This is a genomic window from Paenibacillus sp. RU5M, assembly GCF_900221055.1.
Classification (GTDB): Bacteria; Bacillota; Bacilli; order Paenibacillales; family Paenibacillaceae; genus Paenibacillus; species Paenibacillus marchantiae.
In genome coordinates, this window is the sequence record NZ_OBQM01000003.1 from 345,685 (window position 1) to 369,712 (window position 24,028).

A 24,028-nucleotide genomic window follows, 5' to 3' on the forward strand; every position below is an offset into this window, starting at 1 on the left:
TATACATGTTGAAATCAGCTGCGAAAAAAAGTTTGTCTGCCATGCTAGCAGGGACCGTTATGCTGACCGGGTACACCGGTTTGTGGGCAGGTCCCCAAACGGTTTATGCCGAAGAGCAGACCATTGATGCTCAGGCGGACGGAATAAACGAAGCTCGATTTTTGCAATTGTATGATCAGCTGAAAGATCCGGCGAACGGTTATTTTTCTCCAGAGGGCATTCCCTATCATTCCATTGAAACGCTAATGAGCGAGGCACCGGATTATGGGCACATGACGACATCCGAGGCATACAGTTACTGGCTCTGGCTGGAAACGATGTATGGTCACTATACGGGAGATTGGTCCAAACTGGAAGCGGCTTGGGACAGCATGGAGAAATACATCATCCCTGTCAATGAAGGTGACGGCAAGGAAGAGCAGCCTACGATGAGTTATTACAATCCGAACAGCCCGGCCACCTATGCAGCGGAAAAACCTTTTCCAGATCAATATCCTTCTGCCATTAACGGTCAATATGCGGCCGGAAAAGACCCACTTGATGCCGAACTGAAATCTTCCTACGGCAACAATCAGACGTACCTGATGCACTGGCTGCTGGATGTGGATAACTGGTACGGGTATGGTAACCTGCTGAATCCGAATCATACAGCGGCTTACGTGAATACATTCCAGCGTGGAGAGCAGGAGTCTGTATGGGAAGCCATTCCACACCCATCCCAGGACAATAAAACGTTTGGCAAAACGGGCGAAGGTTTCATGAGCCTGTTTACCAAGGAGACTCAGACACCGGCTGCCCAGTGGCGTTATACCAACGCAACGGATGCTGACGCACGTGCGGTGCAGGTACTATATTGGGCGAAGGAGATGGGCTACACCAATACAACGTATCTGGACAAAGCGAAGAAGATGGGCGACTATCTGCGCTATGGGATGCACGACAAGTACTTCCAGAAGATCGGAAGTGCCAAGAACGGCACACCAACTGCCGGTACAGGCAAAGACTCTAATATGTATCTGATGGCATGGTATACCTCATGGGGCGGCGGCCTTGGCGAGGGTGGGAACTGGGCTTGGCGGATTGGAGCCAGTCATACGCACCAGGCTTACCAGAATCCGGTGGCAGCGTATGCCTTGTCTGATCCGGCAGGTGGCCTGATTCCAAAATCGACAACTGCCAAGGCAGATTGGAATGCATCGCTGAAGCGCCAATTGGAGTTCTACACCTGGTTACAGTCTCACGAAGGGGCAATTGGCGGTGGAGCGACGAACAGTTTTGATGGCTCCTACAAAGCTTATCCTGCTGGAACCAGTACGTTCTATGACATGGCTTATCAGGAAGCTCCTGTATATCGGGACCCCGACTCCAACACGTGGTTTGGTTTCCAGGCTTGGTCGCTGGAGCGTGTAGCTGAGATGTATTACATTCTTGCCGAGAGCGGGGACCTCAGCTCCGAGAACTTCCAAATGGCCAAAAAAGTCATTACCAAGTGGGTCGACTGGGCCAAGGATTATGTATTCGTCGATGAGCGTCCGGTGACGGATGCACAAGGATATTATCTGAATGCGGCAGGTCAACGGATACTTGGAGGTACCAATGCACAGGTTGCCACTACACCTGCACCGGGAGAATTCTGGATTCCAGGAAGCCAGGAATGGCAGGGGCAACCAGATAAATGGAATGGGTTCAGTGCCTTTACGCAAAATCCGAATTTCCATGTGGTAACCAAAGATCCTGCTCAGGATACGGGCGTACTGGGGAGTTATATCAAAGCCTTGACGTTCTTTGCTGCAGGGACTCAAGCCGAAGGCGGCGTACTCAGTGCCAAAGGACAGGAAGCCAAAGATATGGCCGAGAAATTGCTGAATACAGCCTGGGATTACAATGATGGTGTGGGAATTGTCACCGAAGAAGTCCGTAAAGACTACTTCCGCTTCTTTGCCAAAGAGATCTATATTCCGGCAAACTGGACGGGAACCTTCGGGCAGGGGAACACGATACCGGGTACAGCCGGCATACCTTCTGACCCGGCCAAAGGTGGTAATGGCGTATACATTGGTTACTCTGACCTGCGTCCAGCCATCAAGCAAGATCCGGCATGGGCTTATCTGGATAATCTGTACAAAACGTCTTATAATCCAACAACGAAAAAATGGGAAAATGGCGCACCAACCTTTACGTATCACCGTTTCTGGTCACAGGTGGATATGGCTACCGCGTATGGCGAATATGATCGTCTCCTTGGTAACACAGGAGGCCCAGTGGTCCAAGTGCCAGCAGCTCCGGCGGGTCTGACAGCTGCAGCAGGCAGTGAGCAGGTTGCTCTGAACTGGACCGCATCCACTGGTGCCGCTTCTTACACGATAAAACGTGCAGAGGTGAACGGTGGCCCGTATACTTCCGTAGCAACGGGTGTTACCGGTTCGACCTTCACAGATACAGCACTGACCAATGGAAAAACGTACTATTATGTGGTGACCGCAGTGAATACGGCGGGTGAATCTGCACCTTCTGCTCAGGCCTCTGCAACACCGCAAGCGGGAACCTCTATACCGGGAGTGTTAACCCTTACGGGAACGGCAGGCAATAATCAGGCTGTGCTGACATGGACCGCATCGACCGGAGCTGCAAGTTACAAGGTACAACGCTCGGTTGCAGGTGGAACCTACGCCGATCTGGCTACAGGTCTGACGGCGCTGACTTACACGGATGCCACGGCAGTGAACGGTACCGCATACAATTACCGAGTGGTGGCAGTAAATGCAAGCGGGCAGACCTTGTCCAACGTAGTGACGGTGACACCAACAGCGCCTCCTGTAACAACAGGTGCACTTGAAGTACAATACCGCAATGGTGGTTCAGGGACGTCAGGCAATGCGGTGACCCCGCAGTTCAATATCAAGAACACAGGCACGACAGCAGTGGATCTGAGCCAGGTGAAGGTGCGGTATTACTTTACGAAGGATAGTGCATCAGATCTGAGTTTCTGGTGTGATTACGCTCAGATTGGCAGCGCCAACGTTGAAGCTCACTTTGTGACGGTAGATCCGGCTAAAGGGACAGCGGATACGTATCTGGAGATTGGGTTTAAGTCCGGGGCAGGCAGTCTGGCTGCCGGAGCAGAGACGGGAATTATCCAGGGGCGCTTCTCGAAGAACAACTGGACGAATTTTGATCAGACCAACGACTATTCTTTTGATGCTTCCAAAACGGCCTTTAGCGCCTGGAACAAAGTGACCGCTTATATTAGTGGAGTCAACGCTTGGGGTATTGAGCCATAGTCGATTCATATTGAGACAGAGTACAGCCGGGGAGAGATCTCCGGCTTTTTGTATGATGATTTTAGGATTACAGGTACTCATAATCGGGAAATGAATCATAGTAATGTTTACCAAATATAGAATTTAAATATTAAAATATAGGTCATATGACGCATGTCCTAAGTGATGCGCGGTTTAGGCCTCTTTTCTGCGTAAAACGAAGCGTAGCAAATAGTTACAATAATTTAACCTTTGAAAAAGAAGAGATTTGCGGCAGTTTTAGCCAACTGGTGTGAGAGGTTTCCCTGATTCTTAGTGCTCAAGCCTGCCTGATCGAATACAGGACTTTGGACTGATGATCGTTATGGACAGCCCGTTTTACAATGGGGCAAGCCCGGCGAATGAGGCCAGGTTAAAATTCTGTAACATCAGGGGGAACACGACATCATGAACTGGAAAAGCAAGATCATTACTGCAAGTGTAACAGCAACGATGCTGATGGGAAGTCTGACAACAGGAGCATTAACGACACCTGCATCAGCAGCGGCAGTTGATAATTCAAAAGTTAAAGTCATCTGGGGAGTTAATTTGCGTACATCGCCATCTTCTTCCGCAAGCATTGTTCGTTTGGTGCCAAAAGGAGAGACTGTCACGGTAGTGCAAAAATCCGGATCAGGCTGGTATAAAGTTACGGACTCCGGTAACCGGACAGGATACATATCTTCTTCTTCAAAATATACACAAGCTGTGAAAGGCAACACGACAACAGGAAGTGGCAGTACTAGTGGGTCTGGTTCAGTTACAGGCAGTGCTTCGGTGGAGAAAGTGATTGCTGCCGGTATGAAATATTGGGGGACGCCTTATGAGTTTGGCGCAAGTCGTAACAGTACGGCTACGTTCGATTGTTCAAGCTTTGTCCGCCAGGCATTTATTGATGCGCTCGGAATCAAGCTTCCATCCGATTCGCGTAAACAAGGTGCTTATGTGAAAGCCAATGGTACCGTTCAGACGAATTGGAAAAATCTGAAGCGTGGTGACCTGATGTACTTTATGTCCTACAAAGGCAGCTCGGCTTCATCGTATTCTAGTGTGAACAAATCTACTGCTACGATTACCCACACGGGAATTTATCTGGGTGACGGCAAAATACTGCACACCTATTCCAACGCTGGCGGCGGTGTAACGATTAGTGATATCTCCGGAAAACATTGGGAGTACCGTTTCTTGTTTGGTGGAAGTGCACTTTAAGTTCCAGCATACTTATTAAATAATGACCATATATAGAACCTTCCATCTCTGCTCTATACGGGGGATGGAAGGTTCTTTTTGTTGTTTATTAGTCCTGGTAGTACAGACGGAACAGAATATCCTGATCGTAGTTGCCGAATCCTTGACCATACAACGTTAGCCCACCCACATGCTGCACATCTTCCTCCACGGAGAGGCGCAATGTCCACTGATTGCGTTCCACGGGGATATCCGCAAGCGTAATTTCGGACATATGCTGTCCATCAATAAATGTGCCCTCATGGGTGATCCGCAGCACCTTGAGCATGCCGTATTGATTGACACTGTCGCTCCACCATTCCGGGGTGAACATGCCTCGTCCATTTCCGGAATCTCCAGGACTTGTCCATTCACCGAGTCGAATTCCGTTGAGCATGAAGGTAATATCCGAAGGCCAGTTTGGGTTGACGGAAGGAGCTTCTGAACCTATCTCAAGTGACAATTCAATGGCACTGATCTGTTGACCTGACAAGATATAGTTTGGAATTTTGTATTCCACGAATCCGCGTCCAAACCAGAGAATATGGGCATGCATGCGTTCGGGATCTAGAAAATAGCGTGGATCATCATACTGTCCAATGACCTGATTGGATGTAGCCAGACCACAAGTTGGATACACATCAAAATGGGTGTAATGCCCGACAGGGATTGCCACTTCATGAAGCTTGCGGATGGTGCCCGTTTCCTGTGGCATAGAGATGCCAATCCAGTCGACTGCCAGGCTGTTCATTTTGTGCGTGCCGCCATCCTTGCGAATCATTTTGGACTGAATAATGCCCACATCCTGTAGCTTGCGAACATGCATGGTTACAATTGCGCTGCTCAGGCCGAGGGATGCGGCAATGTCCTTCACGTTCATTGGGGTCTCCGCGACAAGCCTGATAATCTGCAGACGGACTTCACTCGCGAGTGCCTCGTATAGGGGTAGCCATTCTGCATCGGTATTTGCTCTGATCACATCTGTTCCTCCATTTTTGATTTATAGAATTAAGTTAAACATAAATCCAGTCAAAAGAATAACATTTTGCAAAATTCAGGTTGAAATTGGTGCCATAATCGATTTTAATATAAATATGAACGTTGATCCATAGATTATCAATTAATTTTTATATTAATCTTAGGGAGCTGAACTTCACGATGGAAAAAGCAAAAATGACGGTAGACAAGGATTTCACAATTGGCGTAGTTGATAAGCGCATATACGGTTCATTTATTGAACATCTGGGACGTGCCGTATACGGTGGAATATATGAGCCGGGTCATCCTACAGCGAATGAAGCGGGATTCCGTGGAGATGTGCTCGAGATGGTTAAGGAGCTACAGGTTCCGGTTGTGCGGTATCCTGGAGGAAATTTTGTATCCGGTTACAATTGGGAGGATTCGGTTGGGCCTGTGTCTGAACGCAAACGCAGACTTGAACTAGCCTGGAGAACTATCGAGACCAATGAATTCGGGTTCAACGAATTTGTGGATTGGTCCAAACAGGCGAATTCGGAAGTGATGATGGCCGTCAACTTGGGAACACGGGGTGTAGACGCAGCCCGCAACATCGTGGAGTACAGCAATCATCCTGAAGGTTCCTACTATAGTGATTTGCGTATTAAACATGGATACAAAGAGCCTCATGCCATCAAAACCTGGTGTCTTGGCAATGAAATGGACGGTCCGTGGCAGATTGGTCACAAAACAGCAGAAGAGTATGGACGGATTGCACTTGAAGCGGCAAAAGTGATGAAGTGGACAGATCCAACGATTGAGCTGGTCGCTTGCGGAAGTTCATCCCTGGGTATGCCATCCTTTCCGGAATGGGAAGCAACGGTGCTGGATCATACGTATGATCATGTTGAATATCTGTCGCTCCACCAGTATTACGGTAATGCTGAACAGGATACGCCAACATTCCTTGCGCGTTCCCTTGAGATGGATCGTTTTATTGAGACGGTAAAAGCGACCTGTGATTATATCAAAGCGAAGAAGCGCAGCAAGAAGACGATGTTCCTGTCCTTTGATGAATGGAATGTCTGGTACCACTCCAATGAAAGTGACAAGAAGCTGGACCCGTGGCAGATTGCTCCGCCACAGTTGGAGGACGTATACAACCATGAAGATGCACTGCTTGTGGGATGTATGCTGATCAGCATGCTGAAACATGCGGACCGAGTTAAAATGGCATGTCTGGCGCAGCTCGTCAACGTTATAGCTCCAATCATGACGGATAATGGTGGTGCTGCATGGAGACAGACGATCTTCTATCCGTTCATGCATGCTTCCGTGTTTGGACGTGGAACTGCACTTGTACCGTTGATCCAGTCTCCGAAGTATGACACCAAACAAATTACGGATGTTCCTTATCTGGAGGGCATTGCGGTGTATAACGAAGAGCAGGGTGAAGTGACTGTTTTTGCCGTAAACCGTCATCTGGAAGAATCACTGCCGCTTGAAGTGGATCTGCGCAGCTTTGGGAAGTGCCGCTTGATTGAGCATATTGTGCTGGAAAGTGATGATCTAAAAGCAGCCAATACCGCAGCACAGCCGAATCGCGTTGCTCCGCATAATCGTGGTGATGCAGAAGTGTCAGATACACTGATCACGGCAAGCCTGGCCAAAGCATCGTGGAATGTAATCCGATTGAAAGTTCAATAATAGGTGAAATGAGACGAGGGAATCATTCTGGCTTTCACAGAGATACAGAGCACTCCGATGGCACAACTATCTTCGGATCGCTGTTTTCCTCAACTATAAACGCAAATAAAAGCTGGATGCGAACGAATCGCATCCAGCTTTTTTCGTGTTCCATGGAGAGAATTACTAGAGTATACTCCGTTTGTTAAAAGCCACTCACCGTATCAATGAACTTTATTTCAACTCAGTATCCGGTCCGAATACAAAGCTCTCGCCGTCGCGTGGAATGAGCACCTGTCCATCCAATTGTTCGGATGCCAGATAACTTGCGAGGTCCACGCGGGACATCATGCAATGGTTAATGGCATCCATATGCACAGCGATGACATGAGCATCCGGCGCATGGTGTTTCACGGCAGCTACGTCAGGCCCGTCCATCGTTATCGGATCTCCTTGCAGGAAGCGGGCACCGCCAGCATTCACCACAATTACCTCAGGTCGATATTGACGAATGGCTTCGGCGGGTTCTTCACACCAGATGGTATCCCCGGCGATATAGGAGACAGGTTCTTCGTCAGCTTCCAATACAAAACCAGACACTTTGCCCATACGTTCGCCGATTTCTCCAGTTCCGTGTTGTCCTGAGGTGCGGACAAAACGTACAGAATGATACTCATGTTTCTCATCCACGGCGGTAACGTTGGTAAATCCGGCTCCAGTGAACACGGCCTCATCTCCTGGCTGGCATAGCAAAGGTACATCCTTGCGGAGCTGCTTTGCTGCTGCTTCATCCCAGTGATCGGGGTGGGTATGCGTAACGATCACCAGATCCGGATTCACATAATCCGTTTCCGTCTCGGGTAAAGAGACTCTAGGATTGCGTAATTCATTGGGCGTGTTCGGGAAAGCGGGCATCACTTCTTTATCCATCAACATGGGATCAACCAGTATATTCAGACCCCCATATTCCAACCATAATGTAGCATTACGAATCAATTGAATTTTCATTGAACCTGCACTCCTTCGGGAATTAATGTTATTATCCTATATGTTATACAACCCGTTTATGGGCGTAAATAACACACTGAAAGAAAACAGGCCACTTTAATTTCAAGTTGAAAGGATTGCAAAATAGATGAATGAGACGATTGATGATACAGATATACGCATACTGAAAAGCCTGATCCGGGACTCCAAACGCTCTCACAAAGAGATCGGCGAAGAGGTGCATTTGACCGGACAGGCTGTAGGTGCGAGAGAACGCAAGCTGCATGATCTGGGTGTTATTGAAGGGTATACGGTAAAATGGAACCCCGAACGCCTCGGCTTGGGCCTGCAGGCATTTGTAACGATTTTTCTGAATTCCGGCGACCGACATGCCGCCTTCCGTGAATTTATGGCTGCACGTGAAGACATCGTGGAGGTTCACCGTGTCAGCGGAGAGGGCTGCTATTTGATGATCGTACGCACAGGAACAATGGAGCAGCTTGGCAGTTTGCTGGAAGCCATTTTGCCGTATGGAAATTATAGAATGAACCTGTCTGTTGGTATCGAAAAGTCGGAATGATGTGAGCTGAATTCAGATGTCCTGTTGCTGTTTCTCACGCAGCGTCTCCTGCAGAAGACCAACTGCTCGACTGAGCTCTTTTTTGGTGAGCAAATGATCGGTCTGGATATGACGCCGGGTGCCGTCTTTCAAATACAGGGCAATCATGGGGGAAGCAGACAATATCCATTTGCTGAAGGCGGGAGAGCCAAGCTCAATTTTACGAATCTCATTCCATGGAATGGTCCGTTTAAGGATACGAAGCCCTTCATCATTCCAGGATAATAACACAGGGGAACTTGCGATTGCCCGGGACAGAAACATAAAAAATACGGGCCCGATAAACCACATGCCAAGAATGGCTGCGATGGAATAATATAATGTCTCCAGTTGTTCAGCGTGATCTTCATAGATGATCCATAACAGGGTGACACATAATAGCAAGAACAGAAGACATATTGCTCCTTTCCATACAGCCGTGAAACGGCGATAGCCAATCTGTCGATGCTCCAGCTTCGACTCTGATGATTTATATAATTCAGGTTTCATAAATACGCCTCCTTAACATCATTTCCCAGAAAATATATCAAACATGCCGCCTGCATCGCAGAGCGGCACGTTCAACGTTTATTTAACCCCATTTGGTTCGATGAGCTATCCAGAAATAGCTGAATCATTACCGGCTTCACGAGCATGGGTGTAAAGATCAGCATATACCCCTTCAGCATCAATCAACTTCTGATGTGAGCCTTCTTCGACAATTTCACCATTCTCCATAACGAGAATCCGATCTGCATGCATGACCGTAGAGAGACGATGCGCAATAACAATCGTTGTTCTTCCCTGAGAGACGGATTCCAGCGCCTGTTGTACCAATTGTTCGGTATGCGAATCCAGATTCGCGGTTGCTTCATCCAGGATAAGCACTCGGGGCTGAAAGACCACGATTCGGGCAAACGATATCAGTTGACGTTCTCCGGCGGACAGACCGCTTCCGCGTTCGGAAAGACGTGTATCATACCCTTGTGGCAAACGTGAAATCATGGCATGTGCTCCGACGAATCGGCAGGCCTGAATAGCCTGCTCTCTAGTAATATCCTCGCGGAACATTCGTACATTGTCAATGATGGAGCCCGAGAAAAGGAATGGTTCCTGCTGGATCAGACCAACGATCCGATGAAGATTGGCCTGCGGGAAATGGCGAATGTCTATGCCATCAATTTCAATGCTGCCCTGATTCACATCGTAAAAGCGATTGAGCAGGGAGATCAACGTACTTTTGCCAGCTCCTGTAGTGCCTACAATGCCCACCATTTCACCTGGATAGAGATGCAGATTCATATGCTGAATCAGGGGGTGATCTGCCCGATAACCGAACGAAACATCATTAAAATCAATCTGTCCCATCACGTTCCGTGGTTCAAGTGTGGAGGCAGTCCCGGGTTTGGGGTCAGCGACTTCCGGACGGGTACTCAGAATGTTCCAGATCCGATCCATGGATACGGTGGTCGACTGGAATGTGTTCCACTGCATGGTGATCTGGTTAATTGGCTGGAAGAACTGGCGGATGTAACTGATAAACGCATAGAGCACACCCACCTGCAATGATTCACCCAGCACGGCACGTCCTCCAAGCCAGACCATCATAACGAGCGCCGCATTGCCAAGGATATCAAACGTCCGGTTGAATATGACATTCGAACGGGCTTGTGTGATATTGGCCTTCAGGTGAAGTTGGTTCTGTTCCGTGAATCTTTTCTTCTGCTCTTCTTCCTGATGGAACGCCTGGATCAAAAACATGCCGGACAGGTTCTCTGCCGTGAATGCAATCAAACGGGAGAGACGAGTTCGGGCATTCTGATAAGCCCTGCGCAGTTGGCTCCGAAATAATACAGCAACGATGGCGATCACAGGCAGCACGATGAGAGAGTACCCTGCGAGTACCGGATCGAGCTGGAACATAAAGACGATAATCAGCACCAGCATCATGCCATCCCGGATGAGACTTAGCAGTACTTGAGTGAAGAAACTGCTGATCGTTTCCGTATCACTGGATACATTCGTCACCAGACTGCCGATATGGAAGCGATCGAAGAAAGACATCGACATTTTGGAGATATGCTTGAACAGGTCCTTACGAATGCGAGAGACGATGTTCTGACCGACATGTTGCAGCAGGTTGTTTTGTACATAGGTAAAAATAAAGCTGATTACAGCCAGCCCCAAAAAGATGGCTGCCAACTGGACAAGAAAGCCTACACTAGTCTGACCAATTGCCAGATGATCATCGATCGCGATCTTCACCAGATAAGGCTGAAGCAGATCGGCGGAAATACCCAGCAGCGAACAGAAAAAGATACCTGCAAAGGCCCATTTATGGGGGTGGGCGTAGGACATCATCGCTTTGAAGGAAGTCCGCTTATTCTGGTCTGCGCCTGCGTCGGAACCGGACCCATGGCCTGACGGTTGTGCTTGGGCTCCCGCATCTGAACGAACTTCAGCGTTACGGTCAGTCATGATGTAATCCCTCCTCCTGCAAACGATAGGTTGCAGCATATAACCCTTTTGCGGCCATCAGCCCTGCATGTGTTCCCTGTTCAGCGATTCGACCTTCATCCAGAACGATAATTTCGTCCGCATGACGGACTGCACTGATCCGGTGGGAGATAATCAGCGTTGTTTTTCCTTTACCAATCTCACGCAGGCTGCGTAGAATGCCACTTTCGGTGACGGCATCCACAGCACTCATACTGTCATCTAGAATGAGCACCTGCGCTTTTTTGATCAACCCCCTCGCCAGACTGGTACGCTGACGCTGACCGCCAGACAACGTGAGTCCACGTTCGCCCAGCAGGGTATCGAACCGATCCGGGAACCGGATAATGTTCTCGTATATCATCGCTTGTCGTGCACTGTGCTCTACGGTGTCCAGCGGAACCTCGCGGTCACTAAAAGCGATGTTGTCCCGAATGGTTGTACTGAACAGGAATCCATCCTGCGGTACGTAGGCAATACGGGATCGCAGACTTTCCAGCGACAGCTGCCGGATGTCGGTGCCGTTAATGCGGATTGTGCCTTCAGGCGGCTCATATGTACGCAGCAATAGCTTCACAAAGGTACTTTTACCAGAACCTGTTTTACCCACAATACCCACGGTTCGTCCTGCCTGGATATTCAGACTGATGTTTTTGAGCGCAGCGGATGAACTGCCGGGATAGGAGAAAGATAGATTCTCAATCGTAATGTCGTTCACGGCTTGGAGACTTGTCGCATTGGGAAGCTCGCGCACGTCAGGCACTTCCGTCAACAGATCATTTACCCGCTCAAGTGATGCTCCAGAACGCTGCATAGTATTGATCACATTACCGATTTGTTGAAGCGGTCCCATGATGATCCGCAAATATAACGTCAATGCGACAAAACTTCCGAGTGTAATGGAATTCTGCATCGTCAAAATTCCGCCGACAAGCAGGGAGACAACCAATGAAATGGCACCCAGTAGCGGTAGCAAGGCCTGAAATAGAGAGGACAGACGAACAAGCCGCAGCTGTTTGCTTTTGATTGCATCTACTGTGAACCCAAATCGTTCACGGGCGCTGTCTTCAATGGCAAATGTTTTGGTTACACGAATACCACCAAGCTGTTCCTCTGCGGATTCCGTCATCGTTGCAAGGGCATCCTGCACATCACGAGAGCGCTTGCGAATTCGCGGACCGAAAAAAACGACCAGAAAGGGAATGGCCAGCAAAGGCACAATACTGATCAGAATAAGTTTCATCGGGATTCCGCTGAGCAACATCATCACGATGCAAGATAATAATAGAAATGTTGCATTGGTCATCATGGTGACGCCGTTGGAGATGGCTTCACGTACAGAGGTAACATCATTCATGACGTAACTGAGCAGTTTCCCATTTCCTTGTTTGGAAAAATAGTACTCGCTAAGTTCGGAAAACTTGCCGAAAATGCGCTCGCGTGTCATGAATTCGAAGCGGCGTCCGAGCTTCATGATCATGAATTGTCCGGTACCGAATAACAGATTATAAGCGATGGCTATAGCCAAAAGCGAAAGACTGTACCGAATGACCGTATTCATCTGAAGTGTGTTCTGCATGAGTTGATCCGTGAAACTGCCCAGAATTCGGGGTAAGGACGCCTGACCCACATTGGAGGCAATAATCAGTAGTGCAGCGAACAGATATACGGGCCAGTTGGCAGTGACATAGCCTCGTAGTAATCCTTTCTTGGACATAAGATTTGTTCTCCTTTGTTCAGGGTGAAAGTCGGTTTGGAATCGGAGTCAAGAAAAGGGCCGACACCTGATAATAGCGCGTCGTGCCCTCTTACTTTATGCGATCCGGTTTGCAGTTTATCCGTTATTCGCCAGAATTCTCTATTCTTATTTTTGCGCTAAACGGTAAGGATGTCAACGAAGCAAGCAAGCATAATAGAAAGAAAGCAGATCGGCGCCCGTAGGGTAAGGGATATATGCAGTATTTCCATCATTTATTCACCAGATGTCGATTTTACTGAAACATTTCAGGGGGGGCTACCGTCTGTAGGATTGAAGAGGTCAAAAATTGGGTTTACTAAATATGGAGGTGCCAAGAAATGAAACATAAAAAAGGATTGGCTGCAACGCTTGCGCTCTGCGTGTCTTTGACGGCAGGAGGTGCATCGGTACTTGCATTTTCGGATGTAAAAGATGAAGGACAAAAAACGATTGTGGACTCGTTACATTCCAAGGGTGTTGTTAATGGAGTAACGGCGGATCTATTTCGTCCGGATCTCGCATTGTCCGAGCCACAGGGTGTTCAACTGATTGTGAACGCTTTTGGTCTGAAAAATGAATATGCTGCCGCTTCGGCACAAAATAAAATTAGTCCAACGACCTGGTACGCCGATGCGGTTCAGGCTGCAACACAGAATGGTTTGTCCATTCCGGTGGAGTTGAATCCACAGGCCAAAATGACGCGTGAGCAGTTTGCCATTTTGCTCCTTGAAGGGATTAACACAACCGGAGAATATCCGGTGATCATGCTGTATAATGATATTAAGGACGAAAATAAAATCGGTAAGGACGCCAAATCTGCGGTCCAGAACCTGCTGAACATGGACATCATTGAACTGGATAAGGACGGAAACTTCCGTCCAGATCAGTCGCTTACCCGTATGGAGGCTGCAAGCATGATCTTCAATGCACTTGAATTTGTAGATAAGCACGGCAATGGCGGATCGACAGAACCGACTCCAACGAATCCAGGCGAAGGCCAACAGGGGATTGTGCCTACCGTGACATCAACCAAAGTGGATGACAAGACTGTAAAAGTCAAACTGACCGCGCAAATGCCTCATCCTGGTTATGGGTTGAAGATTGAAGATGTGAAACTGGAGAAGGATGGACGTGCCATCGTGCTGTATACGATTATCCAACCTGACCCGGACATGATGTATCCAATGGTTATTACCGATGTAACCGCAGAGACAGACATACCAACAGGATACACTGCAGAAGCACAGCCTTCTGGAAAATAATCAAGCTTTGCCAGCGTGCTCCGATCTGAGATCGGAGCGCGCTTTTTTTATTTTTTCTGAAACCGACGATCGATATGAAAAAGCTTGCGTAGGGAGAGCGGCTGTCTTCCAGTCCGAATCTTGATTAGTCCGACTGAAAAGTATTGATTCTATTTATATATGTTACATTTTGTAACTCGCAAGTAATTCAAAAAGTGGAATTAAGGTAATTAATGTGATGTTAAATAACATTGAAGGTGTCGTTTATAAGATGTAAATCAATATCTATATAAGCGATAAAGCCGCTTCGTGTTAACGGAGCGGCTATTTTTCTGGCCTGATCCGGAAATTATCATTCATTCAAGATCTCCATGTCATGTGCAAATTCAACATATATGACTGGATATACCCAGTTTTTATCTACGTTTATGTGCCTTGTAGCCAAGGGTGAAAACGACATATTTACGGAGACGGGAAGAAACTCATAGAATAAAGCCAAGCCATAAGGGAGCTTGATGCAGGTGGTAAATGTGTGATAGATAATATTACATTTATGTGGTTGAATTAAATCTATCCTTTACTTTTCCTAAGCATCAAGAGAGAAAAGGTGCGCCTCACCCATTACAAGAGCAGACCGAAAGACATTAGAAGGTCAAATACATGAGGAGGAGGTCGAAACACAGTAGCGATGAAGAGGAACTTCTATTACATTCAAGATGGTAATGCGCTATGGATGCTAAGACCTTGCGACCTGTATGACTGATGTGAATCCAGAATGCGACCTACACACATGGAATAGCTCTTTCCTAAACATATGTGGGTTTTGACTTCTAAGGTCTGTTTTTCAACTTTCATTCAGATCGGACATCTCTCAAGTTCATGCGAAGCTACTCCAAACGACAACTTCAAGAGGAAAATGGGTCAAATTCCACATGTTTTATGTCTCCAAAATGACAATGACAAGCTGGACCCAAAAGCGTAAACCCCTGTTTTAACAGTACTTTCCGTGTTTTTAAGAGTGAAGATCGAAATAGCATATTTACGGATTCGGAAATGATCCATAAACTCAGTATGTAAGCGTTACCAAATTGAGAGGGAAGCAAGGGCCTCGCATGATAGAAATGTGGTCCTGGACTCATTCCTTACATTTGAACAGGAGTGTTTCGCTCTTCTTACAAAACGGACGGATTTTCATTTAGAAAAGGAGGAAACAACTGATGCAGCCAGAAGGGAAGTCCGCCTTGTCGCAAAACCTATCGGTGTACACGATTCCGAACCGCAAGAAAAATAAATTATGGAGAAGGATGATTCGAAACTGGGAGTTGTATCTGTTTATCGCGCCAGCATTTCTATACTTTCTGATTTTTCATTACGGGCCGATGTACGGCATACAAATCGCATTCAAAAACTTTATCCCGACGCTTGGTGTTACAGGAAGCCCGTGGGTTGGTTTCGATCATTTTATCCGGTTCTTTAATTCGTATTATTTCTGGGATTTGTTATGGAATACCCTCAGTATCAGCTTGTATGAGCTGGCTATAGGTTTTCCGCTGCCGATCATTCTGGCGTTAGCCTTCAATGAAGTAAAGGACTCCTTCTTCAAACGTACCGTACAGACGGTCACGTATGCACCACATTTTATTTCGGTCGTAGTCATGTCGGGTATGATCATTACCTTCTTGTCACCTTCGTCAGGCATGATTGTCAATTTGGTGGAGGCTCTTGGATTTCAGGCCCCTCAATTTCTGACGGACCCTGCGTGGTTCAAGACGGTGTACGTACTCTCAGGTGTCTGGCAGAGTGCAGGCTGGGGTACCATTATATACCTCGCAGCTCTCTCGGGTGTGGACCCTCAACTGCATGAAGCTGCCGTGGTGGATGGTGCGAGTCGGTTTAAACGGATTCTGCATATTAACATTCCAGCGATCATCCCTACGATCACCATTTTGTTAATTCTGAATATGGGCAGTATTTTGGGCGTCGGATTCGAGAAAATCTTGCTGCTGCAAAATCCGTTGAACATGGGTTCATCCGATGTCATCTCGACATTTGTCTATCGGTCCGGTCTGGTCGATGCACAGTACAGTTTCTCCACAGCTGTAGGATTGTTCAACTCGGTAGTTAATGCGATTCTGCTGATTACGGTGAACCAAATTGCACGTCGCACCAGTGAAAACAGTTTGTGGTAAAAGGAGGGGAAAACACATGTCAACCGCGGTTAAGGAAAGCAGAAGCGATAAAGTGTTCTTATGGTGCAACTACATCTATCTGACGATAGCGCTCGTCATTGTGCTTTACCCGCTGTTATACATCATTAGCGCCTCAATCAGCGATCCCAAATTTGTAAGCTCCGGTGAGATGTGGCTGCTACCCAAAGGAATTACGTTTGAAGGGTATGCTCGCGTATTTGAGAACACCAACATCTGGATTGGGTACAAAAATACGATCATCTATACCGTCGTAGGTACACTCGTCAACCTGATGGTCACTCTTCCGGCAGCCTACGCGCTCAGTCGCTCTGATTTTGTGGGACGTGGATTCTTCATGGCGATGTTTATGGTAACGATGTTTTTCAGTGGAGGGCTTGTCCCGAGCTACCTGCTGATTAAGGATCTTGGTATGGTGAACAGCATGTGGGCGCTTATTCTGCCAGGAGCTGCATCTATCTGGAATATTATCGTATGCCGTACGTTTTTCCAATCGACCATTCCCAAGGAGCTACAGGAGGCGGCCCATATCGACGGGTGTACCAACACCCGGTTGTTCATCCGGATTGTGCTTCCGCTCTCCATGCCGATCATTGCCGTGATGGCGCTCTTCTACGGAGTCGGACACTGGAACAGCTATTTCAGTGCCATGATCTATTTAAATGATTCCTCGAAGTATCCGCTGCAGCTCTTTCTTCGCCAAATCCTGGTACTTCAGGAGATGGCAGCACAGGGCGGTGGAGCTATCGATACCTCTTCAGCAACGGCGATGAATTCCAAAGCGGAAATTGCTGCGTTGGTCAAATATGCCGTCATTATTGTTTCAACCTTACCTGTGATTGCGATTTATCCATTCCTTCAGCGTTACTTTGTACAGGGTGTTATGATCGGTTCCGTCAAGGGATGATCTTAAACCATAATCCATACTAAAAAAGGGGAGTTGTCGTCATGAAAAAGCTTCGCAAGGCTTCATCCATTGTACTCTGCCTTACCCTATCCGCAGCATTGCTTGCAGCTTGTGGTTCCAATGAAGATGGAGGTTCTGCGACTTCAAATGTCGAAGGGGTCAAAAAAGAAGGATTCCCGATTGTGGACAAACCACTTACGTTAAAGGTCATGTCCCAGGATGCGGGCGTTGCCGACTGGAACACGATGCCAGTCCTGCAAGAGATGGAGAAATTGTCAGGCATCAAGCTGGAGTACCAGCTTTCGCCGATCGACAGCTTTGAAACAAAGAAGAACCTGGTATTCGCAAGCGGCGATTTACCGGATATGTTCTATGCTGCGGATCTCAAGCCAGCTGAGCAGGTTACTTATGGAACTCAAGGCATTCTGATCCCACTGGAAAAATACATTGATGAGGGCTACGCCCCCAATATTAAGAAGATTCTCGACGAAAACCCGGATGTTCGCAAATCATTTACAACGCCTGACGGACATATGTATGCACTGCCATTTATTGATACAGCTGCCGTATGGTACAGAGGCCCGATGTGGTATAACGGGGAATTCCTAAAAGCACTTAATGTTGAGGAGCCTAAGACTACAGAGGAATTATATACGTACCTGAAGCGTGTTAAGGAAGAAGACCCTAACGGCAACGGACAACAAGATGAAATTCCGCTTACTTCTGTAAAACTGGATGATCTCCGTATGTACTTCTTCGGATTCTGGGGAATGTACAACGAAGGAATCTATGCGGATAAGGACGGAAAAGTTCACTATCCTTACCAAGAAGAAGGCTACAAAGGTTATCTGACGTTCATGAACCGCTTGTGGAAAGAAGATTTGCTGGATCATGAGACCTTCTCCCAAACCGGCGATCAGAAAAAAGCAAAAGGCGAAAGCAACAAGCTTGCGCTGTTCAATGACTACCATCCATACTTCACACTCGGCGGCGAGCCTAGCACAAAACATCCGCTGATGACACCCGTGAAGAGTGAGATCGCAGACTCACCTGTATACGGTAAACACCCAGGCATATCGGCACGTGGTACCTTTGCTATTACTAGCAGCAACCCGTCTCCTGAGGCAACTATGCGTTGGATCGATTATATGTACAGCTATGATGGGGCGACCCTGTTCAATCAAGGTCCTGAAGGTCTGCTGTGGAAATTCAAAGACAAGGAAAATCTCGTAAAAGAGTGGCTGCCTGTTCCTGGTGGCGGGGATCGTGAGGAATATCGCGGTAAAATCACGCCGAACTATGGCATTTTGACACCGGGTATTAATGATCCGGATATAGCGAAAGGTCTTCGCACCGAATTTGATGAATGGCTTGACCAGCAGAATCAAGAGAAGTTGGTACCTATCGGAAAATCACCATTCCCTAACGTTTATTTAACAAATGAAGAGCAAAGCGAAGCGACCGCTTTATTATCTGATCTGGATACGTACGTCAAGCAGATGGAAGCGAAGTTTGTAACAGGCCAAGAGCCGCTTGAGAACTGGGATAAGTATATTGCGCAGATCAAAAAAATGGGCAGCGATCGTATCGTTGAACTGTATCAAGGGGCTTACGATCGCTGGAACACAGGCCAATAAGAACAAGGACTCCAGAAAGAGGTGTGAACAAGGATGCAGAAATGGTTTGAAGAGGCCAAGCTGGGAATATTCATCCACTATGGCATCTATGCTGTGGACGGGGTTTCGGAATCGTGGTCCTTCTATAATGGAAGGATCTCCTACGAAGAGTACATGAAGCAGCTGGACGGCTTTACGGCATCGAAGTTTAATGCGGAGAAGTGGGCGGACTTGATTGAGAAATCCGGAGCCCGATACGCCGTGCTGACAACGAAGCATCATGACGGTGTTGCTCTGTGGGATACGCAGTATAGTGACCTCAATGTCGTTAAACAGACACCAGCGAATCGGGATCTCGTGAGGGAATATGCGGAAGCAATTCGGGAGAAAGGCATACATCTAGGGATGTACTTTTCGCTGATTGATTGGTCGCACCCGGATTATCCTAGCGTGTTTGAAGGTGGAAAGGTACCAGAGGATCTCAGCAATGTCAATCGGCATACAAGTCCTGTAGATGGTGTTCAGGATCAGGAGAAATGGGAGAAATTCCTTGAGTTCAATAACCAACAGCTGCAAGAGATCATGACGAATTACGGAAAGGTGGATCTGCTGTGGTTCGATGGGGACTGGGAGCGGAGCGCCGAGCAGTGGAATCTGCCGGAGTTCAAGCATTACCTGCAATCTTTTAACCCGGATGTCATCATCAACTCCCGCCTTCAAGGTTATGGGGATTATAAAACGCCAGAGCAAGGCATTCCGATTACAAGACCAGAGGGACCATGGGAGTTCTGCACCACGATCAACACATCATGGGGCTATGTGCCAACAGACCATAAATACAAATCGTTAAATCAGATCATTCGGATGTTCTGTGATTGTATTTCAATGGGGGGCAATATGCTGCTGGATATCGGTCCGCGCGAGGATGGCACCATTGATAAGAGGCAGGAGGATATTCTGCTTGGGCTGGGAGAATGGATCCGAACCCATGAAGAGGCCGTCTTCGGAACGGGTGAAGGTATTATGCCTCGCTATTATCTGGGGGGAAGCACCGTATCCGAGGACAGAAAGGCATTGTATCTGTTTGTTTATGACGATCCAAAAGAGAATGTATGCATCAAGGGACTATGCAATAAGATCAAGAAGATTACTGTGCTGCATTCGGGCAAAGAACTTAACCATGAGATTCATGGGGGCGTGCCTTGGTTCAATATCCCTGGCACAACGTGGATCAAAATGACCCCGGAGGACACACATGAGCAGGTGACGGTTCTTAAGCTCGAATTCGACGAGGAACTGGAAATGTACGGCGGTTCAGGAGCCGTTGTTACTCATAACTAACATTACGGGAGGGCATGCACCTATAGATGCATGCCCTCCCTCATGAAGCGGAGAGAGAGCGATATGAACCAAAGTGGAGTACCTGAGCCGAAGATTGAGTATGCTCCCAAACATTATATATGCAAGCGTGCGCAGGAACCGCTGATACTGGACGGACGCGTAGATAAGGCATTCTGGGGTGCGGCCGATTGGACGGAGGATTTCGTTGATATCGAAGGGGATCTTCGTCCGAAACCCGGAAAACAGACTCGGGTAAAAATGCTGTGGGATGACGACTATTTCTACTTTGCTGCCGAACTTATTGAAGATCAGATATGGGCTACGTTGACCGAGCGGGATTCTGTTATTTTCTATGACAATGATTTTGAGATTTTTATCGATCCCGACGGGGATACCCATCAATATTATGAGTTCGAGATCAATGCGCTGAATACAGTATGGGACCTGTTATTGGTGAAGCCATATCGGGATGGGGGACCTCCGGTCAACGGTTGGGATATCAGCGGTCTTAAGACAGCCGTACATATCGATGGGGAGCTGAACACACCTGGCGCCGCTAACCGAAAATGGAGCGTCGAGGTCGCAATTCCCTGGACCAGCCTAAAGGAATGTGCCGAAGGTAACCGTCCGCCAGCACCGGGTGAGTTCTGGCGTGTCAACTTTTCACGGGTGGAATGGCAGACTGAGGTGCAGGATGGTGAGTACCGCAAGGTGCTGAATCCGGATACAGGCAAACCTTATCCGGAGGACAACTGGGTCTGGTCGCCCATGGGTATTATCAACATGCATTATCCGGAGCTATGGGGATATGTCGTATTTTCGGATGACGGAACGGATCAGCCCTTGGAGCTGCCAGAAGATGAACGAATTAAATGGGAGCTTCGCAGACTCTATTACCGTGAACGCAATTATTTTGAAGCCCATGGTGAATTTACACAAGATGTGAAGTTACTTATGGGTGAGGAATCATTGATTTGCCAGCCTGTAATTGAAACGACCCGTAGCCTATTCCAGATTAGTACGCCTTCCTCGGATGGCACTACCTTAATCTGTATTCGGGAAGACGGAAAGCTGTGGAAGGAGTGAGCTAGCGATGACCAGCCAAACCTTGGTGTTCTCGATGGATGCACAGTCCTTGGAGCTGATCGAGCAGAAGTTCCAGGAGAAGTTAAACTTTGCGGATACCCGTAAAGATAAGCTGTTTCATGTGTTTCAGCAGCCATTAACTGAAGAAGAGGCATGGGCTTTGAAATATGTGTATGCCTACATGCCAGTGAACGACCTGGCTGATTATGATGGGGAACTGTTCCTCAGTCATGTGCGTCGGGCACTGGACATTCGCAAGCGTGTGCCTTGGGGGGAGCGCGTACCAGATCATCTGTTTCTGCATTTTGTGCTTCCCTATCGAATCAATACAGAGAATATTGAAGATTTCCGTGGCATTATCTTTGACGAGTTGGCCGACCGGACAGCGAAGTTATCCATGGCGGATGCCATTTTGGAGACCAATTACTGGTGTCATGAAAAAGCGACTTATATTGGCAGTGATCTGCGAACGATATCGCCACTGACGATGATTCGAAATGCCCGCGGCCGCTGTGGAGAAGAATCCACGCTGGCGGTAGCCGCTCTTCGCAGCATCGGCATACCTGCTCGTCAGGTCTACACACCACGCTGGGCTCACTGTGACAGCAATCATGCTTGGGTAGAAGCCTGGGCGGACGGCCAATGGTATTACATTGGGGCATGCGAACCGGAAGCCGGATTGAATCAAGGGTGGTTCAGTCCACCAGCCCGCAGGGCCATGCTGATTAATACGAGAATATTTGCCGACTATCCGGGACCGGAGGATATAACACTCTCCGAGAAGGGATATACGGAGATCAATTTACTGGAGAACTATGCGCCAGCGCATACCATCTGCGTGAAGGTGATTAATGAGCAGGGTGCGCCCGTGTCTGAAGCGAGTGTCCGTTTTGAGGTATACAATAGTGCTGAATTTTATCCGATCGCCGAAATCAAGACGGACGAACAAGGAGAAGCTTCCTTTAAGACAGGTCATGGCGACCTAGTGATTCGTGCGGTTAGTAGTGGCAAGTGGGGTGAAATTCTATTCAAAGCTCAGGACAGCGCTCATGTTGAGCTCGTGTTGAATTCGTTAGAGCAGCCATCAGGGATCTTGGATTTTGATATGGTTCCTCCTCCGGAAGGGGAGGGAGAAGTAGTGGCTTCGTTACCAGAAGAGAAGATCCTGAATCACAACCGCCGCCTGGAGGAAGGTACGAAGGTTCGGAGTGGATATGAGGAAACATTCCTGAGTGAGGAAGATGCATTTGCATTGGCTCGTTTGGCAGGACTGCCTTCGGAGCGGGTATGGGATATTTTACAGAAAGCACGGGGCAACAGCCGCGAAATCGCAGCTTTCCTAGAGGAATGTTCCGGCGAATTTGGTGGGTGGCCACTACAGTTGCTGGAGTCGATGAACGAAAAAGACTTGATCGATACTGTTCGGCTGACACTGGACGATCATCTTATAGGTTCACTCTCGCAGCGTGGACAATGGGCAGAAGAGACGTTTGTGAAGTACATCCTGTGCCCAAGAGTCTCCTATGAAATGATGGTGCCTTATCGATCCGTATTCCAGAATGCTTATTCCGAGGAAGAAGCAGCGGCGTTCAGGGAAGATCCTTCGAAGCTTGTATGCAAACTGGAACAGAGCTATTCGTATTATGAGGATCTTCCTAACCTGAAAGGTAAGGGAAACCCTGTAGGTACTTACAGCCTGATGAAGGGAGATCCACAGTCGCTCGATATTCTGTTTGTCGCGGTGTGCCGCAGTTTGGGCATTCCGGCCCGATTGCATCCGAGCGAGCAGAAACCGCAGTATCTTAGTGACAAAGGCTGGGAGGATGCGGTGTTCAGTCTAACTTCTTCTCGAAATCAGGAGAGCTCAAGCTGGGGAATGCTGCAACTTCTCAAGGATTCAGAGGCTCGGGAGGATGCGCCGTCAGCATCCTATGCGGAGAATTTCTCGTTGGCCCGTCTGGAGGATGGTGTGTACAAAACGCTGATTTATCCATATGGCCATACCGATGTTTATAGCGGTCCATTCGAGGTCGAACCAGGAGCTTATCGCTTAACGACCGGTATCCGTCTGAAAGATGGAACGGTAAGAGTCCGCTTCATCTACTGCACCGTTCGCGCCGGAGACACCACAGAGGTAGCACTGACTTATCGCGAGACGGTGGTAGACATCCCTGTGCTGGGCAAACTGGCAACCGGCAATGAGTTGACTCGTCTGGATGGTTCAGAGGTGGTACTGAAGGATCTTTTGGGAGCTGAGGGGGCCATTGCTGCTTGGATTGAACCAGAACGGGAACCGACCAAACATCTGATTCGTGAGCTGTGTGAGCTGGCTGAGCCGTTGGATAAACTGGGCGTGCCGATCGTGCTGGTGATCGGAGATACAGAATGGAGCGCCTCCTTTGACTCTGGGGCTTATCCGAAGCTGCCGATACGTACGATTTTTGTACGGGATTCCAGCTATGCGTCCTTGTCCGGTTTCATCTCGAAACCTGCCGCTCACGAAGCGGGCTATCCGCATCTGTTCGTGCTGGATAATCAGGATCAAATCCGATACTCGGCCTCTGGGTACAAGATCGGTACAGGCAAGGAAGCTCTGCAGATTGCTGCTGCGATATTTCAATCATTGAATGGATCGGAGTGAA

Annotated in this window: 16 protein-coding genes; 11 read left to right on the forward strand and 5 right to left on the reverse strand. The window is 48.1% G+C overall.

Going from position 1 to position 24,028, the window contains the following annotated elements:
- The first annotated feature begins 5 nt into the window (after positions 1-5).
- Positions 6-3,281: a glycoside hydrolase family 48 protein gene (locus CRO25_RS12165; RefSeq protein WP_079695155.1), complete on the forward strand. Its 3,276-nt coding sequence runs from the start codon at positions 6-8 to the stop codon at positions 3,279-3,281.
- Between the two features lie 426 nt (positions 3,282-3,707).
- A complete protein-coding gene (locus CRO25_RS12170) occupies positions 3,708-4,508 on the forward strand; it encodes a C40 family peptidase (RefSeq protein ID WP_063564594.1) in 801 nt (266 codons plus the stop codon).
- A gap of 88 nt (positions 4,509-4,596) precedes the next feature.
- Here CRO25_RS12170 and CRO25_RS12175 read toward each other — a convergent pair whose 3' ends face one another.
- Positions 4,597-5,505: a transcriptional regulator gene (locus CRO25_RS12175; protein WP_079695156.1), complete on the reverse strand. Its 909-nt coding sequence runs from the start codon at positions 5,503-5,505 to the stop codon at positions 4,597-4,599.
- A gap of 179 nt (positions 5,506-5,684) precedes the next feature.
- Between CRO25_RS12175 and CRO25_RS12180 the strand changes: the two genes are divergently transcribed.
- Positions 5,685-7,190 carry an alpha-N-arabinofuranosidase gene (locus CRO25_RS12180; RefSeq protein ID WP_079695157.1) on the forward strand — a complete coding sequence of 502 codons (1,506 nt, stop codon included), beginning with the start codon at positions 5,685-5,687 and terminating at the stop codon, positions 7,188-7,190.
- Positions 7,191-7,403: 213 nt separating this feature from the next.
- Here the strand turns inward: CRO25_RS12180 and CRO25_RS12185 are convergent, their stop codons facing one another.
- Positions 7,404-8,177 carry an MBL fold metallo-hydrolase gene (locus CRO25_RS12185; RefSeq protein ID WP_063564592.1) on the reverse strand — a complete coding sequence of 258 codons (774 nt, stop codon included), beginning with the start codon at positions 8,175-8,177 and terminating at the stop codon, positions 7,404-7,406.
- A 127-nt stretch (positions 8,178-8,304) separates the two neighbouring features.
- Here CRO25_RS12185 and CRO25_RS12190 point away from each other — a divergent pair, with 127 nt between their 5' ends.
- Positions 8,305-8,736, forward strand: coding sequence for an Lrp/AsnC family transcriptional regulator (locus tag CRO25_RS12190; protein WP_079695158.1), 432 nt, complete (start codon positions 8,305-8,307; stop codon positions 8,734-8,736).
- Between the two features lie 12 nt (positions 8,737-8,748).
- On the opposite strand, the gene CRO25_RS12195 is transcribed toward CRO25_RS12190, so the two are convergent.
- The 3 genes from CRO25_RS12195 to CRO25_RS12205 all read right to left on the reverse strand — a co-directional run bounded on the left by CRO25_RS12195 (position 8,749) and on the right by CRO25_RS12205 (position 12,967).
- On the reverse strand, positions 8,749-9,264 hold the full coding sequence (locus CRO25_RS12195) for a hypothetical protein (RefSeq protein ID WP_079695159.1): 516 nt from the start codon (positions 9,262-9,264) through the stop codon (positions 8,749-8,751).
- 105 nt (positions 9,265-9,369) lie between these two features.
- On the reverse strand, positions 9,370-11,232 hold the full coding sequence (locus CRO25_RS12200) for an ABC transporter ATP-binding protein (protein ID WP_372828770.1): 1,863 nt from the start codon (positions 11,230-11,232) through the stop codon (positions 9,370-9,372).
- Positions 11,225-12,967, reverse strand: coding sequence for an ABC transporter ATP-binding protein (locus CRO25_RS12205; RefSeq protein ID WP_079695160.1), 1,743 nt, complete (start codon positions 12,965-12,967; stop codon positions 11,225-11,227). Before CRO25_RS12205 ends, CRO25_RS12200 begins: the two co-directional genes overlap by 8 nt.
- A gap of 359 nt (positions 12,968-13,326) precedes the next feature.
- On the opposite strand from CRO25_RS12205, the gene CRO25_RS12210 reads away from it, so the two are divergent.
- From CRO25_RS12210 to CRO25_RS12240, 7 genes are all read left to right on the forward strand, one after another.
- Complete coding sequence (locus CRO25_RS12210; protein ID WP_063564589.1) at positions 13,327-14,250, forward strand: S-layer homology domain-containing protein; 924 nt, start codon at positions 13,327-13,329, stop codon at positions 14,248-14,250.
- Between the two features lie 1,196 nt (positions 14,251-15,446).
- A complete protein-coding gene (locus tag CRO25_RS12215) occupies positions 15,447-16,418 on the forward strand; it encodes a sugar ABC transporter permease (RefSeq protein ID WP_063564588.1) in 972 nt (323 codons plus the stop codon).
- A gap of 16 nt (positions 16,419-16,434) precedes the next feature.
- On the forward strand, positions 16,435-17,343 hold the full coding sequence (locus tag CRO25_RS12220) for a carbohydrate ABC transporter permease (RefSeq protein WP_063564587.1): 909 nt from the start codon (positions 16,435-16,437) through the stop codon (positions 17,341-17,343).
- Between the two features lie 41 nt (positions 17,344-17,384).
- Positions 17,385-18,980: an extracellular solute-binding protein gene (locus CRO25_RS12225; protein ID WP_064640230.1), complete on the forward strand. Its 1,596-nt coding sequence runs from the start codon at positions 17,385-17,387 to the stop codon at positions 18,978-18,980.
- A gap of 33 nt (positions 18,981-19,013) precedes the next feature.
- Positions 19,014-20,300: an alpha-L-fucosidase gene (locus tag CRO25_RS12230; protein WP_079695161.1), complete on the forward strand. Its 1,287-nt coding sequence runs from the start codon at positions 19,014-19,016 to the stop codon at positions 20,298-20,300.
- A 63-nt stretch (positions 20,301-20,363) separates the two neighbouring features.
- Positions 20,364-21,386, forward strand: coding sequence for a carbohydrate-binding family 9-like protein (locus tag CRO25_RS12235; RefSeq protein ID WP_079695162.1), 1,023 nt, complete (start codon positions 20,364-20,366; stop codon positions 21,384-21,386).
- A gap of 7 nt (positions 21,387-21,393) precedes the next feature.
- Positions 21,394-24,027, forward strand: a complete 2,634-nt coding sequence (locus CRO25_RS12240; protein WP_079695163.1) for a transglutaminase domain-containing protein — start codon at positions 21,394-21,396, stop codon at positions 24,025-24,027.
- Position 24,028 lies beyond the last annotated feature (1 nt).

What these genes read in the sequence shown, in the direction of transcription:
- CRO25_RS12165 (WP_079695155.1), top strand. Translation starts at nt 6, where the DNA reads ATGTTGAAATCAGCTGCGAAAAAAAGTTTGTCTGCCATGCTAGCAGGG.
- CRO25_RS12170 (WP_063564594.1), top strand. Translation starts at nt 3,708, where the DNA reads ATGAACTGGAAAAGCAAGATCATTACTGCAAGTGTAACAGCAACGATG.
- CRO25_RS12180 (WP_079695157.1), top strand. Translation starts at nt 5,685, where the DNA reads ATGGAAAAAGCAAAAATGACGGTAGACAAGGATTTCACAATTGGCGTA.
- CRO25_RS12185 (WP_063564592.1), bottom strand. Translation starts at nt 8,177, where the DNA reads ATGAAAATTCAATTGATTCGTAATGCTACATTATGGTTGGAATATGGG.
- CRO25_RS12190 (WP_079695158.1), top strand. Translation starts at nt 8,305, where the DNA reads ATGAATGAGACGATTGATGATACAGATATACGCATACTGAAAAGCCTG.
- CRO25_RS12195 (WP_079695159.1), bottom strand. Translation starts at nt 9,264, where the DNA reads ATGAAACCTGAATTATATAAATCATCAGAGTCGAAGCTGGAGCATCGA.
- CRO25_RS12200 (WP_372828770.1), bottom strand. Translation starts at nt 11,232, where the DNA reads ATGACTGACCGTAACGCTGAAGTTCGTTCAGATGCGGGAGCCCAAGCA.
- CRO25_RS12205 (WP_079695160.1), bottom strand. Translation starts at nt 12,967, where the DNA reads ATGTCCAAGAAAGGATTACTACGAGGCTATGTCACTGCCAACTGGCCC.
- CRO25_RS12210 (WP_063564589.1), top strand. Translation starts at nt 13,327, where the DNA reads ATGAAACATAAAAAAGGATTGGCTGCAACGCTTGCGCTCTGCGTGTCT.
- CRO25_RS12215 (WP_063564588.1), top strand. Translation starts at nt 15,447, where the DNA reads ATGCAGCCAGAAGGGAAGTCCGCCTTGTCGCAAAACCTATCGGTGTAC.
- CRO25_RS12220 (WP_063564587.1), top strand. Translation starts at nt 16,435, where the DNA reads ATGTCAACCGCGGTTAAGGAAAGCAGAAGCGATAAAGTGTTCTTATGG.
- CRO25_RS12225 (WP_064640230.1), top strand. Translation starts at nt 17,385, where the DNA reads ATGAAAAAGCTTCGCAAGGCTTCATCCATTGTACTCTGCCTTACCCTA.
- CRO25_RS12230 (WP_079695161.1), top strand. Translation starts at nt 19,014, where the DNA reads ATGCAGAAATGGTTTGAAGAGGCCAAGCTGGGAATATTCATCCACTAT.
- CRO25_RS12235 (WP_079695162.1), top strand. Translation starts at nt 20,364, where the DNA reads ATGAACCAAAGTGGAGTACCTGAGCCGAAGATTGAGTATGCTCCCAAA.
- CRO25_RS12240 (WP_079695163.1), top strand. Translation starts at nt 21,394, where the DNA reads ATGACCAGCCAAACCTTGGTGTTCTCGATGGATGCACAGTCCTTGGAG.